The organism is Sinorhizobium fredii USDA 257 (assembly GCF_000265205.3).
GTDB classification, from domain to species: Bacteria; Pseudomonadota; Alphaproteobacteria; order Rhizobiales; family Rhizobiaceae; genus Sinorhizobium; species Sinorhizobium fredii_B.
This window is the reverse complement of sequence record NC_018000.1, coordinates 2,646,635-2,667,264: the sequence shown is the minus strand read 5'-3', so window position 1 is coordinate 2,667,264 and position 20,630 is coordinate 2,646,635. Positions and strand designations below refer to the sequence as shown.

20 protein-coding genes and 3 pseudogenes are annotated in these 20,630 nt (G+C 61.2%); 9 read left to right on the top strand and 14 right to left on the bottom strand.

Features of this window, described 5'->3' with window-relative positions; all coding sequences use genetic code 11:
• Positions 1-2 precede the first annotated feature (2 nt).
• From USDA257_RS12320 to USDA257_RS12305, 4 genes and pseudogenes are all read left to right on the top strand, one after another.
• Positions 3-1,214 carry an aminotransferase class I/II-fold pyridoxal phosphate-dependent enzyme gene (locus USDA257_RS12320; protein ID WP_014763287.1) on the top strand — a complete coding sequence of 404 codons (1,212 nt, stop codon included), beginning with the start codon at positions 3-5 and terminating at the stop codon, positions 1,212-1,214.
• 14 nt (positions 1,215-1,228) lie between these two features.
• Positions 1,229-2,041 carry an NAD-dependent epimerase/dehydratase family protein gene (locus USDA257_RS12315; protein ID WP_014763286.1) on the top strand — a complete coding sequence of 271 codons (813 nt, stop codon included), beginning with the start codon at positions 1,229-1,231 and terminating at the stop codon, positions 2,039-2,041.
• A gap of 9 nt (positions 2,042-2,050) precedes the next feature.
• Positions 2,051-3,244, top strand: a complete 1,194-nt coding sequence (locus USDA257_RS12310; RefSeq protein WP_014763285.1) for an NAD(P)/FAD-dependent oxidoreductase — start codon at positions 2,051-2,053, stop codon at positions 3,242-3,244.
• A 29-nt stretch (positions 3,245-3,273) separates the two neighbouring features.
• Positions 3,274-4,960: pseudogene (locus USDA257_RS12305) on the top strand (thiamine pyrophosphate-binding protein).
• A gap of 103 nt (positions 4,961-5,063) precedes the next feature.
• Here USDA257_RS12305 and USDA257_RS12300 read toward each other — a convergent pair.
• Genes USDA257_RS12300 through USDA257_RS37770 form a run of 4 tightly spaced genes read right to left on the bottom strand, consistent with a single transcriptional unit; the run spans position 5,064 to position 6,942 of the window.
• Positions 5,064-5,792 carry a FadR/GntR family transcriptional regulator gene (locus USDA257_RS12300; protein ID WP_014763283.1) on the bottom strand — a complete coding sequence of 243 codons (729 nt, stop codon included), beginning with the start codon at positions 5,790-5,792 and terminating at the stop codon, positions 5,064-5,066.
• 46 nt (positions 5,793-5,838) lie between these two features.
• The gene (locus USDA257_RS37780; RefSeq protein ID WP_041414145.1) at positions 5,839-6,081 is read right to left on the bottom strand and encodes a hypothetical protein; all 243 of its coding nucleotides are present in this window, start codon (positions 6,079-6,081) and stop codon (positions 5,839-5,841) included.
• The gene (locus tag USDA257_RS37775) at positions 6,059-6,259 is read right to left on the bottom strand and encodes a hypothetical protein (protein WP_041414144.1); all 201 of its coding nucleotides are present in this window, start codon (positions 6,257-6,259) and stop codon (positions 6,059-6,061) included. Before USDA257_RS37775 ends, USDA257_RS37780 begins: the two co-directional genes overlap by 23 nt.
• Positions 6,256-6,942 carry an FAD-binding oxidoreductase gene (locus USDA257_RS37770; RefSeq protein ID WP_041414143.1) on the bottom strand — a complete coding sequence of 229 codons (687 nt, stop codon included), beginning with the start codon at positions 6,940-6,942 and terminating at the stop codon, positions 6,256-6,258. The genes USDA257_RS37775 and USDA257_RS37770 overlap by 4 nt, the downstream gene beginning before the upstream one ends.
• Before the next feature lie 93 nt (positions 6,943-7,035).
• On the opposite strand from USDA257_RS37770, the gene USDA257_RS12280 reads away from it, so the two are divergent.
• Both USDA257_RS12280 and USDA257_RS12275 read left to right on the top strand, forming a co-directional pair.
• Entirely contained in the window at positions 7,036-7,785 is a 750-nt protein-coding gene (locus USDA257_RS12280) for an SDR family NAD(P)-dependent oxidoreductase (RefSeq protein WP_014763282.1), read from the top strand.
• Positions 7,778-8,524 carry an SDR family oxidoreductase gene (locus USDA257_RS12275; RefSeq protein WP_014763281.1) on the top strand — a complete coding sequence of 249 codons (747 nt, stop codon included), beginning with the start codon at positions 7,778-7,780 and terminating at the stop codon, positions 8,522-8,524. Before USDA257_RS12280 ends, USDA257_RS12275 begins: the two co-directional genes overlap by 8 nt.
• 625 nt (positions 8,525-9,149) lie before the next feature.
• Here USDA257_RS12275 and USDA257_RS12270 read toward each other — a convergent pair.
• Positions 9,150-9,548, bottom strand: coding sequence for a RidA family protein (locus tag USDA257_RS12270; RefSeq protein WP_014763279.1), 399 nt, complete (start codon positions 9,546-9,548; stop codon positions 9,150-9,152).
• 156 nt (positions 9,549-9,704) lie between these two features.
• Between USDA257_RS12270 and USDA257_RS12265 the strand changes: the two genes are divergently transcribed.
• The 3 genes from USDA257_RS12265 to USDA257_RS12255 all read left to right on the top strand — a co-directional run bounded on the left by USDA257_RS12265 (position 9,705) and on the right by USDA257_RS12255 (position 12,824).
• Positions 9,705-10,298: a TetR/AcrR family transcriptional regulator gene (locus USDA257_RS12265; RefSeq protein WP_014763278.1), complete on the top strand. Its 594-nt coding sequence runs from the start codon at positions 9,705-9,707 to the stop codon at positions 10,296-10,298.
• 884 nt (positions 10,299-11,182) lie between these two features.
• Entirely contained in the window at positions 11,183-11,398 is a 216-nt protein-coding gene (locus USDA257_RS12260; RefSeq protein WP_014763276.1) for a hypothetical protein, read from the top strand.
• A 697-nt stretch (positions 11,399-12,095) separates the two neighbouring features.
• A complete protein-coding gene (locus tag USDA257_RS12255; protein ID WP_014763274.1) occupies positions 12,096-12,824 on the top strand; it encodes a haloacid dehalogenase type II in 729 nt (242 codons plus the stop codon).
• 812 nt (positions 12,825-13,636) lie between these two features.
• Here the strand turns inward: USDA257_RS12255 and arsH are convergent.
• The 9 genes and pseudogenes from arsH to USDA257_RS38415 all read right to left on the bottom strand — a co-directional run bounded on the left by arsH (position 13,637) and on the right by USDA257_RS38415 (position 20,508).
• On the bottom strand, positions 13,637-14,362 hold the full coding sequence (arsH, locus tag USDA257_RS12250; protein WP_041414141.1) for an arsenical resistance protein ArsH: 726 nt from the start codon (positions 14,360-14,362) through the stop codon (positions 13,637-13,639).
• Positions 14,337-14,762 carry an arsenate reductase (glutaredoxin) gene (arsC, locus tag USDA257_RS12245; protein WP_041414140.1) on the bottom strand — a complete coding sequence of 142 codons (426 nt, stop codon included), beginning with the start codon at positions 14,760-14,762 and terminating at the stop codon, positions 14,337-14,339. Before arsC ends, arsH begins: the two co-directional genes overlap by 26 nt.
• A gap of 1 nt (position 14,763) precedes the next feature.
• Positions 14,764-15,466 (bottom strand): annotated as a pseudogene (locus tag USDA257_RS12240) (aquaporin).
• A 77-nt stretch (positions 15,467-15,543) separates the two neighbouring features.
• Complete coding sequence (locus tag USDA257_RS12235; protein WP_041415184.1) at positions 15,544-16,044, bottom strand: arsenate reductase ArsC; 501 nt, start codon at positions 16,042-16,044, stop codon at positions 15,544-15,546.
• A 17-nt stretch (positions 16,045-16,061) separates the two neighbouring features.
• A complete protein-coding gene (locus tag USDA257_RS12230) occupies positions 16,062-16,415 on the bottom strand; it encodes an ArsR/SmtB family transcription factor (RefSeq protein WP_014763269.1) in 354 nt (117 codons plus the stop codon).
• Positions 16,416-16,772: 357 nt separating this feature from the next.
• Positions 16,773-16,940 carry a hypothetical protein gene (locus USDA257_RS37110; protein WP_014763268.1) on the bottom strand — a complete coding sequence of 56 codons (168 nt, stop codon included), beginning with the start codon at positions 16,938-16,940 and terminating at the stop codon, positions 16,773-16,775.
• A 439-nt stretch (positions 16,941-17,379) separates the two neighbouring features.
• Positions 17,380-18,580: pseudogene (locus USDA257_RS12220) on the bottom strand (IS256 family transposase).
• 1,128 nt (positions 18,581-19,708) lie between these two features.
• Entirely contained in the window at positions 19,709-20,383 is a 675-nt protein-coding gene (locus tag USDA257_RS12210; protein WP_014763265.1) for a GntR family transcriptional regulator, read from the bottom strand.
• Positions 20,383-20,508 (bottom strand): hypothetical protein, encoded by a 126-nt coding sequence (locus USDA257_RS38415; RefSeq protein ID WP_014763264.1) that lies wholly within the window; start codon positions 20,506-20,508, stop codon positions 20,383-20,385. The genes USDA257_RS12210 and USDA257_RS38415 overlap by 1 nt, the downstream gene beginning before the upstream one ends.
• Between the last annotated feature and the right edge of the window lie 122 nt (positions 20,509-20,630).

Here is a 20,630-nt window from a genome sequence, read left to right as displayed (position 1 = left end):
CGATGAACATCATGAACTTCGAGAGCTTCCGAGCCGGTAGCATCAAGTCGTCTCCGTCCATGGCTGTGTCGCTTGCCGCCAAGGCGATGCGTGCGAAGGGCGAGAGCGTCATCGATCTTTCCCTCGGCGAGCCGGATTTTGAGACGCCGGACTTCATCATCGAGGCGGCGATTGCGGCGATTCGAAGCGGCAAGACCCGCTATACCGGTCCGGACGGCCTGGAGGAATTGCGCGCGGCGATCGTCGCGAAATTCAAGCGCGAGAATGGCCTCGACTATGCCATGGACGAAATCTCCATCGGCAACGGCGCCAAGCAGATCCTGTTCAATGCCTTTCTAGGCACGCTCGAACCCGGCGACGAAGTGATCGTCCCGGCGCCCTACTGGGTGTCCTATACGGATATCGTCATCCTCCACGGCGGGGTGCCCAGAACCATCGCCTGCGGCGTCGAGGACGATTTCAAGCTGACGCCGGAACGCCTCGAACAGGCGATCACGCCGCGGACGCGCTGGGTCCTGTTCAACTCGCCCTCGAACCCCACCGGCGCGATCTATACGAGCGACGAACTCGCTGCACTCGGTGCGGTGCTGGAGCGCCATCCGCATGTCCTCGTCATGTCCGACGAGATCTACGAACACATCGTTGCCGGCGACGTGCCCTTCACCTCCTTTGCGAATGCCTGCCCGCAATTGCGCGAGCGGACGCTGCTCATCAACGGCGTTTCCAAGGCCTATGCGATGACCGGCTGGCGGCTTGGCTATGCGGCCGGGCCGAAGAGCCTGACCAAGGTCCTGAACAAGATGCAGTCGCAGAGCACGACCTGCCCTGCGTCGATCTCCCAGGCCGCCGCCGCCGCCGCGCTCAACGGTCCGCAAGACTTCGTCGCCCGAGCCGTCGCCGAATACAAGGCGCGTGGGGAACTGGTGACGCGGGGCTTCAACGCCATTCCCGGGCTCGAGGTTCGCGCGCCGGAGGGGGCCTTCTATCTCTTCCCCAAATGCGCCGGCCATATCGGCAAGACGGCACCGGACGGTACGGTTATCGAGAACGCAACCGCACTGGCTTCCTACCTGCTGACGACCGGAAAGGTCGCGACCGTTCCCGGCGCTGCTTTCGGCATCGAGCCTTACATCCGTCTGTCTTTCGCGACGTCGCGGGAAAACCTGCTCGTTGCAATCGAGCGTATCGGTGAAGCACTCTCCCAGCTTCGCTAAAGAAGGAAATAGCCATGTCCGATTATCAAAGAGTGTTGCTTACCGGTGCTGCTGGCGCCCTCGGGACCGAGCTTCGCAAGTCCGGAACCAGGCTCGGAAAGAACGTCAGGCTCTCCGCCCGGACGCCTTGCAAAAATCTCGCCCCCCATGAAGAGGACTTCCCGCTCGACCTGTCTGACTTCGACGCGGTCTCCAACGCCGTGAAGGATTGCGATGCCATCATCCATATGGGCGGTCAGGCTGTCGAAGCGCCGTGGCAGACCATCCTCGATTCCAATATCGCTGGCGGCTACAACGTCTATGAGGCGGCCCGCCGCCATGGGGTCAAGCGCATCGTCTATGCGAGTTCCGTCCACGCGATCGGCTACTACGAGCGGACGCAGACGATCGACGGCAACGTGCCGACCCGGCCCGACAGCCTCTACGGCGTGTCGAAGACCTTTGTCGAAAACCTCGCGCGCTATTACTTCGACAAATTCGGCATCGAGACGGTCTGCCTACGCATCGGCTCGTCATTCCCGGAGCCGACCGATCGTCGTCACCTGATCACCTGGCTCTCCTATCGCGACTGCCGCCAACTGGTCGAAAAGTCACTGTCGGCTCCGCGGGTCGGCTTCATGATCGCCTATGGCATGTCCAACAATTCAGAGGCCTTCTGGAACAACCGCACCGCCGCCGTGCTCGGCTACAAGCCGCAGGACAGCGCCGACGACTATCGGGAAAAGGTCTTCGCCAAGACGACGCAGGGCGACCCGAATGACCCGGCCGTGCGCTTTCAGGGCGGGAGCTTCTGTGCCATGGGCCACTTCGAAGACGAGAACAAGTAAGGCGCCGCCATGCAGGCTTCCAAGACCTCCTATGATGTCGTCATCGTCGGCGGCGCCGTCGTCGGCAGCTCGGCCGCCTTCTTTCTGGCGACCAATCCGGATTTCACCGGTTCTGTACTGGTGATCGAGAAGGACTGGACCTATCAACGCTGCGCGACGGCGCTCTCGTCCAGTTCGATCCGTCATCAGTTCTCCAACGCCATCAACGTCCAGGTCTCCCAGTTCGGGACCGAGTTCATTCGCGACTTCAAGAACAACGTCGCCGTCGACGACGACACGCCGCAAATCGGCTTCCACGAGGCGGGATATCTGTTACTAGCTGGTGACGAACACGGCGAGCAGGTGCTGCGACGCAACCACGAAACCCAGGTCGCCTGCGGCGCCGAAGTGACGCTTCTCGATGTCGAGGCACTCGGCCGCCGCTTCCCCTGGCTCAATCTGGAGGGCTTGACGCTCGGTAGCACCGGCGAACGCGGCGAAGGCTGGTTCGACAGCGTCGGGCTGATGCAGGGCTTTCGCAAGAAGGCCCGCTCTCTGGGCGTCGAATACATGGAGGACGAGGTGGTGGCGGTCAATCGCGAGGGCGACCGCATCGTCTCCGTGACGACGAGAAGCGGTCAGACGATCGGCTGTGGAACGATGATCAACACGTCCGGCACCAACGGCACGAAGGTAGCCCGCATGGCCGGTCTCGACATACCGGTCGAACCGCGCCGCCGTTCCCTCTTCGTGGTGGATTGCCGGACACCGCTCGAAGGCAAGGTCGGGCTTACCATCGACCCGACCGGCGTGTTCTTCCGTCCCGAAGGCAAGTTCTACCTGATGGGCACCTATCCCAAGCACGATCCGGAGGTCGACCCGAACGATTTCGAAGTCATGCACGACGAGTTCGACGAGGAGATCTGGCCGAATCTTGCTCATCGCGTGCCCGCCTTCGAGGCGATCAAGGTCGTCAATAGCTGGGCCGGCCACTACGACTATTGCACGCTCGACCACAACGTCATCCTCGGACCGCATACAGACGTGAAGAACTTCTTCTTCGCCAACGGTTTTTCCGGGCATGGCCTGCAGCAGTCGCCGGCGATGGGGCGGGGCTTGAGCGAGCTTGTCACCTATGGCGGCTTCCGCACCCTCGATCTTTCGCCCTTCGGCTACGAGCGGGTGGTCGCCAACAGGCCGTTCCTCGAAGACGCGGTCATCTGAAACAATCGGCCCACATTGGGGATCAAGCTATGACAACCGGCACCAAAAGCCGTAACGGCGGACAGATTCTGATCGATGCCCTGCGCATTCACGGCGTTGAGCGCGCCTTCTGTGTTCCAGGCGAAAGCTATCTCGCGGCGCTCGATGCGCTGCACGATGCCGGGGACGATATCGAACTGATCGTCTGCCGCCAGGAAGGCGGCGCCGCCTATATGGCCGAAGCCTACGGAAAACTGACCGGCAAGCCGGGCATCTGCTTCGTCACCCGCGGCCCCGGCGCCACGAATGCGTCGGTCGGCGTCCACACGGCTTTCCAGGATTCGACGCCGATGATCCTCTTCATCGGTCAGGTCGCGCGGGATCAGGTGGAGCGCGAGGCGTTCCAGGAAATCGACTACCGTCGGATGTTCGGACAGATGGCGAAGTGGGTGGTGCAGATAGACGACGCTGCCCGTATTCCCGAACTGGTGAGCCAGGCCTTTCACCGCGCCGTCAACGGCCGCCCCGGGCCAGTCGTCGTGGCGCTTCCGGAAGACATGCTGACGGATCGCGTCGATGTTGCCGATGCGCCCGCCTACAAGGCGGTCGAGATGCATGCTGGACAGGATCAATTGGATGAACTGCGAAGCCGCCTTGAACGCGCGGAGCGGCCGCTGGTGATCGTCGGTGGAGCCGGCTGGACGGCGGGTGCGGTCGCCGACATCCGCGCCTTCAGCGAAGCGATGCACCTGCCGATCGCCGCCTCGTTCCGGTGCCAGGACCTGTTCGACAATACGCATCCGAACTATGCCGGCGATCTCGGACTTGCGGCGGGACCGAAACTCATCCAGCGCATCAAGGACAGCGACCTCCTGATCGTCATCGGCGCCCGCCTCGGCGAAATGACCACCGGAAGCTACAGCCTCATTGACATACCGGTGCCGAAGCAGGCGCTCGTCCACGTCCATGCCGGCGCCGAGGAACTCGGCCGTGTCTATCACGCGGCCCTGCCGATCAACGCCAGCGCCGCCGCCTTCGCGCGGCAGGCGGCCGGACTGGCGCCGATCGCCGAGCCGAGATGGGCCGAGTGGACGCGGCAAGCGAATGCGGACTACCGTGAAAACCTGACGCACACTGCGGTCCCTGGCCCGGTGCAGATGGGCGACATCATGGCTTGGCTGCGCGGCCATCTTCCCGCCGATGCCATCCTGACCACCGGCGCCGGCAACTATTCCGCCTGGGCGCATCGCTTCTATCAGTATCGGACATTCCGGACGCAGCTCGGCCCGACCAACGGCTCGATGGGTTACGGCGTTCCGGCCGCGATCGCGGCGAAGCTTTGCGCGCGCGAGCGCGCGGTGATCGCCTTTTGCCGGCGACGGTTGCTTCCTGATGAACGGCCAGGAACTGGCGACCGCCATGCAGTACGACGCCCAAGTGATCTTCCTGGTGATCAACAACGGCATGTATGGAACGATCCGCATGCATCAGGAGCGGCACTATCCGGGTCGGGTGTCCGGCACGCAATTGACCAATCCGGATTTCGCGGCGCTGGCGCGTGCCTATGGGCTGCATGGCGAAACAGTCGAGACGACGGAAGACTTCGCCCCTGCCTTCAGGCGGGCCGAAAATTCCGGTCGCCCAGCGCTGATCGAAATCCGTATCGACGCGGAAGCCCTGACGCCGAAAATGAGCCTGAGCCAGATCCGCGAACAGGCGCTGGCACAAGGCAGGTAGGCAGGTGCCGGACATCGCGTAACGGCGGCAGGCGAGTTTCGCGCCGGTTCGTCATCACTCTGTTTCGAGATAGCATCCCCCTCTTGCTGCTCAAGCGGAAGGCTCACTCCTCGGCTGCCGCTGCCGGCTCGTCGAGCATGGCGCGGTAGCGGTTGAGGCTTTCCTCGAGATGCTGCGCGAGGGCGTTCTTGGCTGCCTTGACGTCACCCTGGGTGATCGCCGCGAGGATTGCCGCATGCTCCTTGTTGATCTTCTTCAGGTAGGTCTGATAAGCGCCTGCTGACTGGCGGTGCTTCAGCACCAGATCAAGGCTGATCTCCCCTCTGACGGCTTCGAGAAAACGCGGAAAGTGCGGGTTGCGCGTCGCCTTGGCGATCGCCAGATGAAAGTCGAAATCCGCCTGTGCTTCGATCTCGGCGTCGGTCGTGTCGAGGCTTTCCAACTGATCGTAAGCCCGCGCGATCTCGGCCAAGGCTTCCGGCGTCCGTCGCGATGCGGCAAGCGCCACCGATTGCAGTTCGACGCCCAGCCGGAGCTCGAGGATCTGCATTGCCGAGCGTATATTGTCGATCCGGCTGATCTCGAAATTGAGCGTCTTGGCGTCCTTTTCGGTGACGAAGACGCCGGCGCCCTGGCGGGCGGTCACGCGTCCCCCCACCTTCAACGACGTCAATGCTTCGCGGATCACCGTCCGGCTGACGCCGAACTCCTCGCAGAGCTGCGCGCTCGAGGGAAGCTTGTCTCCGGGACCATAAAGGCCCGAATCGATGCGCGAGGCGAGTTGCGCGACGACGATTTCGGCGAGATTGCCTCGTTGTGTGATGACGCTCACGTCTGGGCCTGGTTCCTGCGGGGATATTGGATCATCGTTTCACATATCACATATCATGTGAGTTGTGGACATCACCATGGCGATGTTCACTGACCAGTGCTTTCAACAGCTGCAGTGGGTGCGGCAAGCCCGCCGAGCCCATCAGCTTGACCTGCGAACGACAGAAATAGCCGGTGGCCATCAGGACGCGCTTCGGGCCGGCACTTTCCACCTTCTGCTGCCAGCTGAGCTTGTAGAAGGTTTCGGACAGAGCGCGATTTTTGCGCTCATGCCCGAAGGTCCCCGCCATGCCGCAGCAGCCTGCGTCCCTCGACCGACAGCGTCAGACCGAAGGTTTCGAAGATCGCGCCCCAGGACCGGACGCTGTCCTGAGCATTGGTCCGCTCCGTACAGTGCGGCAGCAGAACATAGTCTGTCTCCGGCCCGTCGAACGTGCGAACCGCGAACCCGTCAAGCCACTCGCTCAACCATTCCTGCGAAGCAGCACCCTTGGCGTCTTTTGCGCCCCCAATGCGCCCGGATATTCGCTTCTATAACAAAGCGTCATCGACGGATCGAGACCGACGGGCGGCACGCCGCTTGCCGCCAGCCGGCAAAGGTGGCGTGCATTGCGCTCTGCCGCCCGTTCGAATGCGCCGAGATAGCCATGGATGTGGAGCGCCTTGCCATTGGGCTTCAGGGGCGCGACGAACGGCTTGAAGCCCAGCGCCAGAAGCAGGTCGATGACGTCGAGAAGCAGCGCGGGCTCGAAGTAAGATGTGAAGCTGTCCTGAACGAGGATCAGGCTTCCTTCCGTTCTCTTCACCGGATCGATCGAGACAATCCGGTTCATGTGGCGGGACATGTCGATGACGATGCCGTCAGTCAATGATTGTTCGTTGGTGCCGGTCCCCCCTCCGCGCATGGCGAAGGAAACGCCATGAAACCGCGGCTCAGAGGCAAGCCGGGCGATCACAACGAGATCCGCCCGTCGCCTGGGAAACATAATGGCCTGCGGACGGAGCTGATAGATCGAGTTATCGGTCGAAAAGACCGTCGTCGATGCGGCACTTGCCTCTATGTCGCCAGCAAACTTCGCGTGCCGCAGGGCATCGAGATAGTCCGTATACAGGCGCCCCGTCTTGGGTCTTTCGGCCAAGGCCGGTATCATCAATTTTCCTCAGCGCGACCGGTTATAACTTGGCATATGAGTGATATCATACTAGCGTAGCGATCGACAGTTGAAATTGCGAGGGCGAAGCAAATGAAGGGACAAACGGCGGTAATCGTGGGCGGCGCTTCGGGCCTTGGTCTGACCACCGCGAAGCTGATGGTCGAGCGCGGTGCATCGAAGATCGGCTTGATCGACAAGAACAAGGAGCGCCTCGCCGATGCCGCCAAAATCCTGAGCGATCTCGGCGCTGAAGTGGCGACCGCCAGCGGCGATATTTCCGTGCGGGAAAGCGCCCACGCCGCCTTCGAAGAACTGGCCGAGCGCCTGGGGCGCATCCATGCCCTCGTCAACAGCGCGGCAATCTATCCGCGCAAACCGATCCTCGAGATCACCGACGCCGAATGGGATCTCGAAAATGCCATCAACATCAAGGGCACTTATCACATGATGGTGGCTGCCGTGTTGCACATGCGCGGCTTCGTCAATGCGCCGGAAGTAACCGGCCGCATCGTCAACGTCACATCAGTCGATGCCTTCAAGGCGCATCCGCAGAATGCCCATTACGCCGCGACGAAGGCTGCCGTTGTCAGCCTGACGAAATCCTTCGCACAGGAATGCGCAAAGGACCAGATCCTCGTCAATTCTGTGGCGCCGGCCGGGTTTGCGACCGATCGGGCCAAGGAGCTCGGATTCCTGCCGGAACTCGCCAAGGCGAGCGCCCTCGGCCGGGCCGCCGAGCCGGTCGAAATGGCCGAATGGATCGTGATGATGGCAAGCAGCCGCAATACCTACGCAACCGGCGAGAACGTCGTCATCAGCGGAGGGTACATCTATGTCTGATGCCTCGACCTACAGGACGGCGCTCGTCACCGGCGTCACCAGCGGCATTGGCCGCGCCACCGTCCTGACGCTTCGCGCAATGGGTCTGACGGTGCTCGCCGTCGGGCGCAACGAGCAAGCGCTTGCAGCACTCTCGCAGGAATGCGGCGCGCTGCCGATAAAGGCCGATGTGCGTGACACGCACGCGATCGCCGAACAGATCGGCGCTTGCGAGATCGACATCCTCGTCAACAATGCCGGGATCCTGTCGACCCGGGCGAGCTTCCAGGAGATCGATCCGGACGAGATCGACGCGATGATCGACATCAACCTGAAAGCGCCTATGCACCTGACGCGCCTGGTGCTGCCGGGCATGGTCGCGCGCAAGCGCGGCCACCTGATCTATCTCGGCTCCAGCGGCGGCCAGGCTCCCTTCCCGTCGATGGGCGCCTATGGCCCCTCCAAGGCCGGGCTCAGCCTGTTCTGCGACAATTTGCGTTGCGACCTGCTCGGCACTTCCGTCCGCGTCAGCGAAATTGTGCCCGGCCGCGTTCAGACGGACCTCTACAAGACGGCGCTCGGCCCGGAACAGGCGCGCGCCGCCCTTTACGACGGTTACCGCCCGATCCAGCCGGAACACATCGCCAGCCTCATCGGCAACGTCATCGCTCTCCCGACCTTCGTCGACGTCGCCCGCATCGAGGTCTTCCCGACCGATCAGGCAACCGGCGGCGGATCCATGGTGAAGTTCGACGATTGAGCGCGCACTTAGTTCGCCCGGATTGACGTGATACCCACGACTGCCCGAGATGCATGCCCGTGTCGCTCGGCAAGAGCGGGCTGTGCCAACAACCCCATTGTGTACCCCACGGGCACATCGCGCCAATTCCAGTCATTGACAGCAGGCGCAACAAATGGCGGGAGCCGACCCCATTGCTGCCGCTCTAAGAAAGCACCGGCCATGTGCGGTGCTGGTCCTAAGTGGACCGAGGGGCCAATACGACCACGGAAGAGGTCCTCAAGGCTATCCGCGAAGTCGGTCCCGGCCGCCAGATGGTGATGGCGGATCTTTTTAAAGGCCTCCTTGTGACCCGCTAAACCGGCAATTGGAAATTTTTGCTAACGACCATTCCTCCGAAAAGTTGACGTTCTGCTGACGCGCCCGCCGGACAAGCGGGCTTTCCTTTGTTGCCGGTTGCGTTTCAAACGTTGCACGCGCGTTATATGGTGGCGAGAGAGGAACCCGGCGCACTGTACCGGCGCGGTACCGGCCGCTGTGCTGGGAGTCATCGCCATCAGCCCGTTGCCAGTCGAGACAGCGGAGTCGCTGTCCCCCGTGCGACAGAACACGACGATATCCCGCGCAGCCGCGGGGTGTGGCGATGTCAAGTACTTGCCGGAATACGGGCGATGACCTTTATCTCAAAATCGAAGCCGGCGAGCCAGTTTACGCCGAGCGCAGTCCAATTCGGGTAGGGTGGCTGGCTGAAAATCTGTTGCTTGACAGCCATGATAGTTCCGAACTGGTTTTGAGGGTCAGTGTGGAAGGTGGTTACGTCCACGATATCATCCATCGTGCAGCCGGCTGCGCTCAGCGTGGCCTTCAAGTTTTCAAAGGCCAGCCGCACTTGGCGTTCAAAATCGGCTTCGGGTGTTCCATCGGAGCGGCTCCCAACCTGTCCGGACACAAACAGCAGATCACCGGATCGGATAGCGGCGGAATAGCCGTGCTGCTCGTAGAGGGTGTGCCTATTAGCAGGAAAGATTGCTTCGCGTTGGGACATTCTGATCTCTCTTTATTGTTAGCAACGACCGATGAGCGCGAAGCAACGCTTCACAAGCTCGCGCACCATTTGATATACGGTACGTATCTGGAGTATCCTGCATACGGACCGTATGTCAAGTACGTATACGCTTCGTATGTGAAATTGAGGGATTGAATGGCGAAAAAGCGCAGCGAAACGATGCAGGAGAATCGCCTCAAGTTGATAGCGGCTGCGCGAAAAGCTTTTGCGGAAAAGGGGTACTCCGCAGCCTCAATGGACGAGCTGACGGCTGACGTCGGACTAACGCGGGGCGCGCTTTACCACAACTTCGGAGACAAGCGCGGGCTCCTGGCGGCGGTCGTCGATCAGATTGACACGGAAATGGCGGCGCGCGCCAAAGAGATTGGGGATCGGGCGGATAACGATTGGCAGGGGCTGCTCGCCGAGGGTGCGGCTTATATCGAGATGGCGCTTGATCCAGAAGTCCAACGCATCGTTCTGCTCGACGGACCTGCGGTGTTAGGCGATCCCTCGCAGTGGCCCAGCCAGAACAATTGTCTACAGGTGACCAAGAGAACTGTGGAGCGCCTTATCGCACAAGGCATCCTCAAGCCGCTTGACGCAGAGGCGGCGGCCCGGTTGCTTAGCGGCGCGGCCCTAAATGCTGCTCTATGGATCGCAGCGAGCGAAAGCCCGCAGGGCGTGATGCCGAAGGCGGTCGAGGCTTTTCGTGCCTTGGCGGCAGGTCTGCTTTTGGAGCCTTTGTGATCTACCAAAGGGCAAAGTCGAGCTCTCAGCTTGAGGTTCTGGCTTCGCGGAATGCTCAGTCGAAGCTACAGCATTCAAGACCGCGGGGACTTGCGACTGGAGCAACTTCCGCTTCGGGATGCAAATCAGACCCGAGCGGCTGCCGAACTTCGCTCTCTACCCATCCACGACGATTGGGAACCGAAAAGATCGGACATTCCATTGTGGCAAAGAACTGGTGCGGCGACCTTTGCAGCCGATCTCCACGCGCGAGGGCTTTGGCGATTGGGCGGGTGGCCTTCGGCCAAATTCCCAAAGGCTGCTCCACCGGAACGCCTAGGCTCAATCGTTCAGCCGATTTAGACGAGCGGTGAAGGCGGAGACTCCGGTCGCCAGTCGAAAACGCTCCCAACAGTGAACCGAAGTGACGAACGTTGACCTTCGTCGGTCTCCCGGAGCAAATTTCCTCCACCCCGAGAAAACCGCCGTCGTGCTTGGCGAGCGCACACACGTCACCGAACCTTCGCCAGGAAACGCTGAAGCTGTTCGCTCCTTGGATCCGACAGCACCTCCTCCGCAGGGCCGATTTCTCCCATCACACCCTTGCTCGAATTCGTCATGGTCGGCATCAATGCGGGTCCCGCATCGACCACGGCTGCGGTCGCACCATGGGCTGGAAGAGTTCCTGAAACTGAACACCCCTGCACATCGGCGGCATCTGAAGTGAGCCACATAGAGCGGCGTTTGTTCCAGAAGGGAGGAGACGGGAAGACCGACAGCGACCCGCTTCTTCGTCTTGGAACTGGGTCTATGTATTTGCTGTTTTGGCTGCCATTCTCTTGATCTCGCTCATTGCACGGCATTGAGGCTCTAGGATCGAGCCGCTAACAGACGAGGTCGAGTCTATGCACAAGTTCACAGTCAGCATCACGGAAGAGTTCGAGGCCGACACTGCCGAGGAGGCCGCCCTGCTCATGTATCAGCAACTGACCAAAGGGCCGGCACCTCTGGTCTATTCGGTCACGGATGAGACGAAGACCGCAACCGATCTGACGCTGGAACGGAAAACGGCAGATGAGTTCGCCAGTCTCGATCACACGGCAGACCCCGGTAATTGGTGACGCCGGCAAAATCGGCGGAAGGTTCTTATGACACAGCTTACGCAGCCGACAAGGGGCAACACTCGAGTTGTCTGCGACCGTGGCGAAATGCGCCAATTGCATCTACAAGGTTGCTGCGCAAGTACGACGTTTCGAACACGCCTGAGCTGGTCAGGCGGTCGCTCGCTTGTTGATTTGGAGACGCGTAATGGCTCCCATCCGAGACAGGAGTGCCGCAGGGTTCGTTCCTCCATCATCTTGGTTTAAGCGCGAGCCGCGGGGCGGCCGGTCGCTGTCGGGAGCGTCGGGCATCCACAGCGCCGCCTTTGGCATGATCTGCCGCGCCGAGCTTCCATGACGGCACATGGACCTATCCGCATGGTGATCTCGCTGATGTTTCCGCCACTGACATGAAGGGTTTCCTGGCATCAAGAGACCTTCCTTTTCGCTATAAGTTGGCGCAGAGACGTTCGAACTTTTGCGGCATATTGTGCGGCGATGAGGGCGCAGTTGGGCATAAACAGCCGTTTTTCGTTTCCTTTGCCTGCGACTATGCCCGGAAGCAGGTCCACAATTCAGCGGGGTCAAAAGACCTCAAGCGGCTTCCGGCAGACGATCGATCAGAGCGACCTTTCACACTGCCCGCGACGTCATGCTGCTTTCGTCCGGGAGGGTCGGTCGACGCCCCGGTCGATCCTAGATACCAAGGAGACAAAGAATGAAACTGACCGACTTCAAAGCATTGACGTTCGATTGCTACGGTACCCTCATCGACTGGGAGTCCGGCATGATCGAAGGGCTGAAGCCGCTGACCAGGAGAGTCGGCAAGAATTTGAGCCGCAACGAAATACTCGAGGCGCATGCACGCCACGAGTCGTCTCAACAACTGCAGACTCCGGCAAAGAACTACAGAGACCTGCTGCCGATCGTCTATAAGCGGCTTGCCGAAGAATGGGGGGTAGCCGTCAACTGGGGTGAGTGCGTCGCCTACGGCCGGACCGTCAAGGATTGGCCGGCCTTCAGCGACTCGGCTGGCGCGCTTCAGTATCTGAAGACGCACTACAAGATCGTAATCCTGTCGAACGTCGATAACGAGAGCTTCGCAGGCAGCAACGAGAAGCTTCAGGTCGGTTTCGACGCCATCTACACGGCGGAGGACTGCGGTTCCTACAAGCCGTCCGACCGCAACTTCGAATACATGATCAAGAAGCTGAAAACGCTCGGAATTCAGAAACATGAAGTCCTCCACACTGCAGAAAGCATGTTCCATGATCACGGTCCGGCCAACAAGCACGGCCTCGCATCCTGCTGGATCTACCGACGCTACGATCAGGCCGGTTTCGGCGCTACGATGGACCCGGGCCAAATGCCCAAATACGACTTCCGCTTCAACAGCATGGCGGACCTCGCGAAGGCGCACCAGGAGGATTTGAGGAAGCAAAGCTAATCATTGTTGCAAGGGACTGCTGGCATGCTGGGATTGCGCTCGGCAAAGCGGTCGCCGTGTCCCTTCGCAGCTAGTTTCCGCGCTCCACGCAGCTGCGACCTCCGAGGAAACGTGAAAGATCAAGCCTTTGAGCAGTGGTATCACGCTCCGAAATAGGTGATCGCGTCTGGCATTGCGGCACTTTGCAAAAGATGCACCACCATTCATCCCTCCATCCTGCTGTTACGGTGCGACAGGCAGCGATGTCCGCCAGAACGGTCAAGGCAAGCGACGACCTCGCTTTCGGAAATAGGCCTATGGGCGCCTTGATGCGGGCGATCGAGGCATCGGAGAACCCGCGACGTCTGGGTTCGTCGCAGCGGCGCTGATAGGGCGTAGACTCATAACGACCTGATCCAGATGCGGGTTGCGGCAAGTTGATGGCAGCGAGAAAGTTGCGTGGGTCTGGCAGCGGTAGGCCCACGAACTCAGTCCTCCCCACATTAATGAGCGTTGATCGACGCAATTCCAGGCGTTTCGATTTCGGAGATCGAAGTTAGTGCAGTGGGCATGGCGGCGCAGTGGCGTCGGCCGCGAAACGCACCGCCACAGCGACGTCATGAGCACCATCGCCGCGGCCCTCTAATCAGTGAGTGAAATACAGAACAACCGCTACCGATCACCTGCGCGAGTCCTAGCACGACGCAGACAGCGAGCAGGATCGGTTTCCACCAGGGCTTATTTCCAGTTGACCGGTGATCTCTGCATGTTCCGAGTTGCCGCAGGACGAGTTGTTAAGCAGGTCGGCCCCTTTTTTTGGGCCAGAAGTCTGTTCAGACCGACTTGAGCTTGATCCGCTGTTCAAGCTTCTCCGCGTCTTCCTTGCGCTCGCTGTATCGGTCGACGAGATAGGCCGACGCGTCGCGGGTGAGCAGCGTGAACTTGATGAGCTCCTCGCAGACGTCGACGACGCGGTCGTAGTAGGCAGACGGCTTCATACGCCCGTCGGCGTCGAACTCCTGGTATGCCTTGGCGACGGACGACTGGTTGGGAATCGTGATCATGCGCATCCAGCGGCCAAGCAGTCGGAGCGTGTTGACCGCGTTGAAGGACTGCGAGCCGCCGGACACCTGCATGACGGCGAGGGTCTTTCCCTGCGTCGGCCGTATCGATCCGATCGACAGCGGTATCCAGTCGATCTGTGCCTTCATGACCCCGGTGATCGCCCCGTGCCGTTCCGGGCTCACCCAGACCTGGCCTTCCGACCATCCGGAAAGTTCCCGCAGCTCCTGCACCTTGGGATGACTGACCGGCGCGTCGTCCGGTAGCGGCAGGCCCGAAGGATCGAAGAAGCGCACTTCAGCTCCGAAGTGTTCCAGCAACCGCCCGGCCTCCTGAGCAAGCAGCCGGGAATAGGACACCTGGCGCAGCGATCCGTAGAGGATCAGGATGCGCGGCGGGTGGGTCGAGAACGGCGGCCGGAGCGCGTTCAGATCCGGCTTGCGGAGATGCCGCGGATCGGCAGCAGGAAGATCAGACAACGCGGCGGCCCTCTTCATCGAGAATCTTCTCGCCATCCTCCTTGACGAACGGCCCCTTGAAGGCGTCTGCAGGCAAAATGTCGAGAACCGCCTCCGATGGCCGCGCCAGCCGTGTTCCGATCGGGGTGACGACGAACGGCCGATTGATGAGGATCGGATGCTCGAGCATTGCCGCCAGGAGCTGGTCGTCGGAAAGCGCCGGATCGTCGAGGCCGAGCTCCGCAAAGGGCGTTCCCTTCTCTCGAATTGCCTCGCGGACCGAAAGGCCGGCGTCGCGGATCATTCGGGCGAGTTCGTCGCGGCTCGGTGGAGTCTTGAGATATTCGATCACCGTCGGTTCCATGCCGGCATGGCGGATGAGCGCCAGGGTGTTGCGCGAAGTCCCGCATGCGGGGTTGTGGTAGATGGTAACGTCCATGTCATTCGGTTCCCTTGACCGTTGGCGGCGAGGTTGAGGTGTTCCGTTCGGCTAGCATCCATCCGACGATGGCCGCGGCGACGAGCGCGCCGAGGACCTCGGCGACGACGAAAAGCGGCACGTCCGTCGGGCGGATGCCCGAGAAGGTGTTCGTGAAGGCGCGAGCCACAGCCACGGCAGGGTTCGCGAATGAAGTCGACGCGGTGAACCAATAGGCCGCGGTGATGTAGAGGCCGACGAGCCACGGAATGGCGTCGCCGCGGAATCGCAGTCCCGCCAGAATCGTGAGGACCAGGCCAAAGGTGGCCACCGCCTCTGCGATCCACTGGCCCGTGCCGGTGCGGGCGGTTTCCGAGACCTGGAACAGTTGGAGGTCGAACATCGCATGCGCAATCAGCGTCCCGGCGATGCCGCCGAGGACCTGTGCAAGGGCAGGCGTAGAGAGCGGCCGCATTCGCCTCGATCTCGCGCCGTGCCGCGAACACCATGGTGACCGCCGGATTGAAGTGCGCGCCGGATATCGGCCCGAGAATGCTGATCAGCACGACGAGGATCGCCCCCGTTGGTATGGTGTTGCCGAGCAGCGAGACCGCTACATCGTCGGACAGGCGGTCAGCCATGATCCCGGAACCGACGACGGTGGCAACCAGGATGGCGGTGCCCATCGCCTCCGCGGCGAGGCGGCGTTTGAGGTCGAAGGCCATGCTTCAGCCCGTCTGGTCTGCGGTGTTCTGCGACGTGCCACTGTGCACGTGGCGGGTATCGAAGTGGAGCGCCTTTGTCATGCTATGTCGGGACTTGTTGACGTGGAGCCTTCCATCCCACCGATCTCGTGGAGCTTCGACGTCAGGCTCATCCGCTCGAGGCTCTCGACAGGCAGGGCCGCAAAAGCTGCGATGCGAAGCTTCATGTAGCGGAGCGTCGTTGCAAAGGCGACCCGCTTCTCGGCGTCCGTTCCCTCGACAGCAACCGGGTCCTCGACGCCCCAGTGCGCCGTCACCGGTTGGCCGGGCCATACTGGGCAGGCTTCACCCGCTGCGTTGTCACAGACGGTGAAGATGAAATCCATCTCAGGCGCATCGCCTGCGAACTCCTCCCAGCTCTTCGAACGCAGATCCTCAATCGGGTAGTGATGGCCGGTCAGGGTCTCGATCGCGAGGGGGTTCACCTCCCCCTTTGGCTGACTTCCGGCGGAATAGGCGTTGAACTTGCCGCCGCCAACCTTTCTCAGCACGCTTTCGGCAATGATCGAGCGGGCCGAGTTTCCCGTACAGAGGAACATCACGTTGAATTTTCTGGTCACCGAGAGACCTCCTCCTTTGAACAACAGGGTTCGAGCTCCTGGATCAGCGGCGCGCAGAGGCTGGCATTCCCGCCGCAGCAGTCCTTGAGGAGAAACAGGGTCAGCTCCCGCAAGCGCTGCATTTCCGCTCGATAGACGATCAGGCGGCTGCGGCGTTCGGACGAAACCAGGCGGGCGCGGGCAAGGATGTTCAGATGCGTCGACATCGTGTTGTGGGGTATCGCCAGCGCGCGGGCGATGTCGCCCGCCGGCAGCCCCTCGGGCTGATGCCGGACAAGCAGCCTGAAGGTTTCCAGACGGGTCGACTGGGCGAGTGCCGCGAGGGCCATGATGGCTTCTTCTTGTTCCATATGTCGAGAATACCGGAAATATGGACATAGTCAAATCGGCATTGGCTCTGCTAGAAGGCGAATACCTGAGAGAAGGCAAACTTGTGCGGCAGCAGAGGGAGCGCGTGCGCGATCTGTATGAACTTGGAGTGGTGCGTGACGACAGCTACGCCACTCTCCAAGTTGGGTCGATTACCTATCCGGCGCGGGAGACTGCGAAAGAGCATCGCTGTGGCAGAGGATAGGAACGTCATCTGGGCGAGACACTGATCGATACGGCGAATTTGATCTCTCAGGCCTCATCGAAAGGGAGAGCAGTGATTTGTGCGGTCCTTGCCCCAGGGACTTGCCAGTGCGAAGACGCTGCAATCTGGCGTCTTACGCACTCCCCTCTGTCTCGCTACCTTCGCCCAACTCATGGAAGGGCAGAAAGCCGTACGACTCCAGCCATTCGCGAATGATGAGGCGGATAAGCTCTTGTCGCTTCATCTCAAGTTCTTCACTGGCGCGAGCGAGCGCCATCTCAACGTCGTCGTCGAAGGTCATCAGAGCTTGACTTTCAGCGTCCTAATGCCGTTCCCGTCGGCCACTACTCGAGATGACGCCCTTGCTTACGAGCCACGCCTCGAACGTGCCCGGACACCCCTCGTGAGTCCACATGCCGCGATACGTGAAACCAAGGCTTGGGGGCCGCGCCCGATAGCATGAAGCCTTCCTCGGTGAGGAGCGCGCTCCCATCTGCTTGGACCCTCCTGGGATACTTCTTCTTCGCCCTTCTGATTTTCACGGCCTGCCTCCTACGCACTACAACCGAGAAGTCGTAGGGTCTCACAGCGCCGGTTGCAGTCAAGGATTAGCGGCGCCGCCCAAACGAGCTACCCACGCCGTCTACTTAGGGAGCGGCGATTCCGTGAGTGATCGTGCCCACTGGAGTGGTGTAACTGACGGCTTTGGTCGCCGTGCTCTCCGGCGTAGGCCGGACTGATCAGCGTGCCACTGCCGGCAGGCTGATGAGCGGATCATCACTCATCTGGCTAATAGTTTCCAGTGTCATGTAGCGAGCCCGCTGCACGGCCCACTCGTCATTTTGTTCAAGCAGCAATGCGCCGACGAGGCGGACGATGGCATCGTCGTTGGGAAAGATGCCAACGACGTCGGTGCGCCGCTTGATCTCGCCATTGAGTCGCTCGATCGGATTGATCGAGTGTAGCTTGACCGCGGTGCTCCTTGGGGAAGCTCATGTAGGCGAGGACGTCGTGCTCGGCCTCGTCCATGATGGCGGCGAGCTTCGGCACTTTCGGGCGGATCTGGTCGGCGACGGCGCGCCATTGCAGGCTTGCCGCCTCTGCCGTCTCCTGGGCGAAGGCGGTGGCAATGAAGGCCGACACGACACGACGGCCACTCTTTCCGGCATGCGCCAGCACGTTGCGAGCGAAATGAACCCTGCAGCGCTGCCAGGTGGCGCACAGAACTTTGGAAACCGCCGCCTTGATGCCTTCGTGGGCATCGGAAACGACGAGCCTGACGCCGCGCAGGCCACGCCGAGTTAGCTTGCGCAGGAACTCTGTCCAGATCGGCTCGGCTTCCGATGTGCCGACCTCCATGCCCAGCACCTCGCGCCGGCCGTCCGTGTTGACGCCGACGGCGATGATCACAGCGACGGAGACGATGCGGCCGCCGCGGCGCACCTTCAGGTAGGTGGCATCGACCCACAGATATGGCCAGTCGCCCTCGATCGGCCGGTCGAGAAAGGCCTTCACCTTGCCGTCGATCTCCTCGCAGAGCCGGCTGACCTGGCTCTTGGAGACGCCGCTCATGCCCATGGCCTTGACCAGGTCGTCGACCGAGCGGGTCGAGATGCCCTGAATGTAAGCCTCCTGGATCACCGCCGTCAGCGCCTTCTCAGCCATGCGCCGCGGCTCCAGGAACGAAGGGAAGTAGGTGCCTTTCCTGAGCTTGGGGATGCGCAGCTCGACGGTGCCGGCTCGCGTCTCCCAGTCCCGGTCGCGATATCCGTTGCGCTGGGCCGTGCGCAACGGGTTCTTCTCGCCATAGCCGGCGCCGGTGGAGGCACCCACCTCCATCTCCATCAGCCGTTCAGCGGCAAAGCCGATCATCTCGCGCAGAATATCGGCGTCGGGGGTCTTCTCCACGAGCATGCGCAGGTTCATCATGGCATCGGTCATCGGTGCTTCCTTCGAATCAGGTTGGTGTGAGCAACCCGACCCTACCGGGGAACATCGATGACCGCTGCTAGCCGCTCGCTCGCTACAGCGCTGTTGAGGGCGCGCTCCCGAGCGGCTTCGCTACCGCCGAGTTACACCACTCGACGGGACACAACCCCGTGAGTTCTCCACATCATGTAACCGCCGCAGGAGATCCCGTATCTTTTGGGTAGTTTTGGCAGGATTTTGAACGTGGGAAGGGACCGGAGGAAATCGACGTTTTGGGCGGTTGCCATTTCCTGCCGGATTCGCGTCGCCAGGTCCCTGTAGGGCTTCTTCATGTCGCCGCTCCTAATAAACGCGGCTGAGATAATGTTCCGGATTTAACGGGGGGGCGAAGGGTGGCAAAGCGCAGTTTGCCGTCAAGGAGGCGCCGCCCCAATTGCGGTAATGGGGGCCACTGAGTGGAACTGTTTGCCGGCTGCGGGCATAGTAGCAGTCGGAGAGCCTCTGATGGACAGGAAGCTTCAGAAGGGCGATTACGTGCTGGCCAGGGGCGAGGTCATCTGGATCGACAACGATGGCACTCGCGGGTGCGGTTTAAGGGTGGCGAGATTCCGATAAGGATCAGCCCCTCAGCCCTTGAACTGGTTTCCCCAATCCGCCCCGTGAAGCCAGGAACGCCCCATCAGACGACGTAGACTAGCAGATTGCCCAGGTGCGGGATTACCTAGCAGCGCCGGGCATGAACCACCAATTGACGGAGGCGGCAGCCAGGGCCCAAAGCGCCACTATAAAAATTGCGCCACCGCGACTAATGGGCTTTTCGGCAAGCAGCAGTCGCCCGATGCTCCGCCATGATATCTGTCGGCACCAACCGAATAGGAAAACTGGCTAACTGTCCCGGTGAGCTGCGCATAATCGGATGCGCATAATCCCTGACATAGGTCCAAGATGCGACCGTATCGGTCTTGCCCTTCGCCAAGATCGGCACGGTGGTGTCGTCGCCATGCTACGCAGGGATAGCCCTCGCATCTTCATTGTTGTCATTCGTAACTGTTCAAGTGGAGGGCGCTCGAGCGACTGATGCTCCGGCCCGGAAGGTAGGTGTGCATCGCTAAACGGCCCGTGTACACGCGTTGCGCAAGGTCACCTCCCAGAGGCGTTGTCCGTAACAATTCGCGAGAATGCGGCGAGAACAGTGCGCTCCGACTGCATGAGATAGGCCTCAAGGTCTGCGGCAGCCTCAGCAGTCATCCCCGCCTCGAGCTTCTCGAGGATTGCCGCATTCAGGTCGACATAGGGCGCGTGCAACAGCTCGGGATCGTCGAGCAGACCGAAGCTGAGGCGCAGCTCCGCGGCGATCTGGGCATAGAAGGTGTTCAGCCGCTGACTGTCAGCGAGATCGACAATCGCCGCATGAAAGACCATGTTCTCGCTGCCGACCGTTCGCCAGTCCTTGCGACTGCGCGCGACCTTGGCATGCTCAACCGCCGAGCGCATTCGCGCCACCGCCGGGTGCTTGGGATAGGCTTTGGCAATCGCCTGGCATTCGATCATCCGTCGAACCCGGTAGATGTCGATGATAGAACCCATGCTGGGCGTCGCGACGAAGACGCCACGATTGGGCTCGTGCCGCAGCAGCCCTTCCTTGGTCAAAAGCCGGAAGGCTTCGCGTAGCGAATTGCGCGATACGTCGAGACCGGTGCTGAGCGCAGCCTCGGACAGGCGCTGGCCGGGCCTCAACTCGCCCGCAATCAGCTTGTCGCGAATTTCCTCCGCCAGCCGCGGCGCAAGCGCCGATGTGTTATTCTGCTCAGCCATCAGAGCCCCTCACGCATGGACAAGGATAAACCATCCTCCCCTTTCGCATCGATATAGCGGTTCGCGCCCCATTGGAACCATGAGAGGAACGGCGCGATCAGGCGGATCAAGGCGACGTCAGACATGATTCACGGTCAAGCAGGCGTACACGGAAGCGAGTGATCCCGCGCCGCCTCCCTATCGTTGATGGCACGACGGAGGCAAGTGCGGCTCCCCACCAGGCCAAAATCTGCCCAAACCATGTGAA

Bases quoted from the DNA above. Each gene is read 5' to 3' on its own strand.
- USDA257_RS12315 (WP_014763286.1), top strand. From the start codon at position 1,229: ATGTCCGATTATCAAAGAGTGTTGCTTACCGGTGCTGCTGGCGCCCTC.
- USDA257_RS12230 (WP_014763269.1), bottom strand. From the start codon at position 16,415: ATGGAACAAGAAGAAGCCATCATGGCCCTCGCGGCACTCGCCCAGTCG.
- USDA257_RS37770 (WP_041414143.1), bottom strand. From the start codon at position 6,942: ATGATACCGGCCTTGGCCGAAAGACCCAAGACGGGGCGCCTGTATACG.
- USDA257_RS12270 (WP_014763279.1), bottom strand. From the start codon at position 9,548: ATGTCCCAACGCGAAGCAATCTTTCCTGCTAATAGGCACACCCTCTAC.
- USDA257_RS38415 (WP_014763264.1), bottom strand. From the start codon at position 20,508: ATGTCTGACGTCGCCTTGATCCGCCTGATCGCGCCGTTCCTCTCATGG.
- USDA257_RS12255 (WP_014763274.1), top strand. From the start codon at position 12,096: ATGAAACTGACCGACTTCAAAGCATTGACGTTCGATTGCTACGGTACC.
- USDA257_RS37780 (WP_041414145.1), bottom strand. From the start codon at position 6,081: ATGGCGGGGACCTTCGGGCATGAGCGCAAAAATCGCGCTCTGTCCGAA.
- USDA257_RS37110 (WP_014763268.1), bottom strand. From the start codon at position 16,940: ATGACCTTCGACGACGACGTTGAGATGGCGCTCGCTCGCGCCAGTGAA.
- USDA257_RS12310 (WP_014763285.1), top strand. From the start codon at position 2,051: ATGCAGGCTTCCAAGACCTCCTATGATGTCGTCATCGTCGGCGGCGCC.
- USDA257_RS12210 (WP_014763265.1), bottom strand. From the start codon at position 20,383: ATGGCTGAGCAGAATAACACATCGGCGCTTGCGCCGCGGCTGGCGGAG.
- USDA257_RS12235 (WP_041415184.1), bottom strand. From the start codon at position 16,044: ATGTTCCTCTGTACGGGAAACTCGGCCCGCTCGATCATTGCCGAAAGC.
- USDA257_RS12260 (WP_014763276.1), top strand. From the start codon at position 11,183: ATGCACAAGTTCACAGTCAGCATCACGGAAGAGTTCGAGGCCGACACT.
- USDA257_RS12320 (WP_014763287.1), top strand. From the start codon at position 3: ATGAACATCATGAACTTCGAGAGCTTCCGAGCCGGTAGCATCAAGTCG.
- USDA257_RS12275 (WP_014763281.1), top strand. From the start codon at position 7,778: ATGTCTGATGCCTCGACCTACAGGACGGCGCTCGTCACCGGCGTCACC.
- USDA257_RS12265 (WP_014763278.1), top strand. From the start codon at position 9,705: ATGGCGAAAAAGCGCAGCGAAACGATGCAGGAGAATCGCCTCAAGTTG.
- USDA257_RS12280 (WP_014763282.1), top strand. From the start codon at position 7,036: ATGAAGGGACAAACGGCGGTAATCGTGGGCGGCGCTTCGGGCCTTGGT.
- arsC (WP_041414140.1), bottom strand. From the start codon at position 14,762: ATGGACGTTACCATCTACCACAACCCCGCATGCGGGACTTCGCGCAAC.
- arsH (WP_041414141.1), bottom strand. From the start codon at position 14,362: ATGAAGAGGGCCGCCGCGTTGTCTGATCTTCCTGCTGCCGATCCGCGG.